Raw genomic sequence first — 2,131 nt, 5'->3', positions numbered from 1 at the left:
ACGGCCACCTCGGGCGCGGTGACCGGCAGCTGCGCGATGCGCTCGCGCTCCCGGTCCAGGTCGATGACGGTCACCCCCTCCGCCGGCTGCCCGTCCTGCAGGCCGCGGTGGGTGACCAGCAGCTTCGCCCCGGAGTCCTGGAGCATGTACGCCAGCCGGTCCGCCGGGTACGCCGGGTCCAGCGGCACGTACGCCGCACCCGCCTTCATGATGCCCAGCAGCGCGACGACCATCTCGGTGCTGCGCTCCACCGACAGGCCGATCAGCGCTTCCGGAGTGGCACCCACATCGCCGAGGCAGTGGGCGAGCTGGTTGGCCCGCTCGTCCAGCTCCCGGTAGGTCAAGGACTGGTCGCCGTACGTGACGGCGAGCGCGTCCGGCGTCAGCGCCGCCCGCTCAGCCACCCGCTCGTGGATGCAGCCCGCCTCAGGCGCCACACCACCCGTCGCATTGAACTCACGGACAACCTGCTCCACCTCCGCGTCGGTCAGCATCGGCAGCTCGGCCAGCGCGCGGTCCGCGTCCGCCACGGAGGCGGCCAGCAACATGTTGAGGTGGTCGCCCAGGCGGGCGATGGTGGTCTCGTCGAACAGCTCGGCGCTGTACTCGATCAGGGCGCGCAGCCCGCCGTTGTGCTCCTCGAACTCGATGGTGAGGTCGAACAGCGCGGTCTCCCGCTCCAGTGGGTAGTCACTGGCCGTCACGTCACCGAGCGACAGATCGATCGCGGGGGCGTTCTGCAGCACGACCATCGCCTGGATCAGCGGCGTACGGCTGGTGTCACGCTCCAGGTCCATGGCCTCGACGAGGCGCTCGAACGGCACGTCCTCGTGGCCGAAGGCCTCCAGGACGGTCTGCCTGACCTGGCCCAACAGCGTACGGAAGGACGCCTGCGGATCGACCTGCGAGCGCAGGACGACCGTGTTGACCAGGAAGCCGACCAGCCCTTCCAGGTCGCCCTGGCCACGACCGGAGGAGGCCGTGCCGACGGCGATGTCCTCCTGGCCCGTGTAGCGGGCGAAGACCGCCTTGACAGCCGCCGTCAGCGCCATGAAGAGCGTGGCGCCCTGTCCGCCGGCCAGGCTCTTGAGGCCGGTGACGGTCGCCTCGGGGACCTCGAAGCCGTACACCGCGCCCACGCTGGTGCGCACCGTCGGGCGGGACCGGTCGGTGGGCAGCTCCAGCGGCGCCACGCCCGCCAGGCGCTCCCGCCACCAGTCGAGCTGCTGCTCCAGCAGGCCGCCGTCCTCCAGGCGGGCCCGCTGCCAGGCCGCGAAGTCCGGGTACTGGACGGCGACTTCGGGCAGCCGCGCGCTACGGCCCTGGACGTGGGCCGCGTACAGCTCGCCCAGCTCGTGGGAGACCACGCCCATCGACCAGCCGTCGGTGACGATGTGGTGCATCCCCAGGACGCACACATGGTCGTCGGCGGCCAGCCTGACCAGCAGTACCCGCACCAGCGGGCCGGTCTTCAGGTCGTACGGGCGCGCCACGTCCGCGCGGACCAGCTCGCGCAGCCGCTCCGCACGCGCGTCGGCGTCGGTGAGATCGGTGAGATCGGCGGCCGTCCACTCGGGCTCCATGGCGTCGTGGACCACCTGTACGCCCCGGCCGTCGACGATGTCGAAGGTGGTGCGCAGCGCCTCGTGGCGGTCCATGAGGCCGGTGACCGCGGCCCGCAGCGCGGCGGCGTCCAGGGCGCCGGTCAGCCGCAGTCCGGCGGCGGAGTGGTAGTCCGTACCGCCCGGGTTGAAGTCCTCCAGGAACCACAGCCGCTGCTGGCCGAAGGACATCGGCAGCGCGCCGTCCCGCGGCACGGGCTGGATCACCGGCGCGGTCTGTTGCTGCTTCTGCTCCTGCCCCTGCTCCTGCCCGTGCTCCGGCGCGAGGTACGCGGCCAGTTCGGCGACCGTGGGCGCCTCGAAGAGCGCCCGCGGCGAGACCTGGACGCCCAGCGCCCGGCCCGTACGGGACGCCATCTGGATGGAGATGATCGAGTCGCCGCCCAGCTCGAAGAAGTTGTCGTGCACGCCGACCCGTGCCACGCCCAGCACCTGCGACCAGACCTCGGCGAGCGCCTGCTCGGTCGCGTCGCGCGGGGCCACGTACGCGTTGCCCAGCAGCTCGGCCT

1 protein-coding gene is annotated in these 2,131 nt (G+C 72.1%); it reads right to left on the bottom strand.

From position 1 onward, the window contains the following. A partial coding sequence (locus tag AZE13_RS33320; RefSeq protein ID WP_147264831.1) for a condensation domain-containing protein occupies window positions 1-2,131 on the bottom strand: 2,131 nt, incomplete at both ends.

The organism is Streptomyces sp. NBRC 110611, assembly GCF_001590865.1.
In the GTDB taxonomy this organism is placed as follows: Bacteria; Actinomycetota; Actinomycetes; order Streptomycetales; family Streptomycetaceae; genus Streptomyces.
Note: the sequence above shows the minus strand (reverse complement) of the source record. Positions and strands in the feature narration are given on the sequence as shown.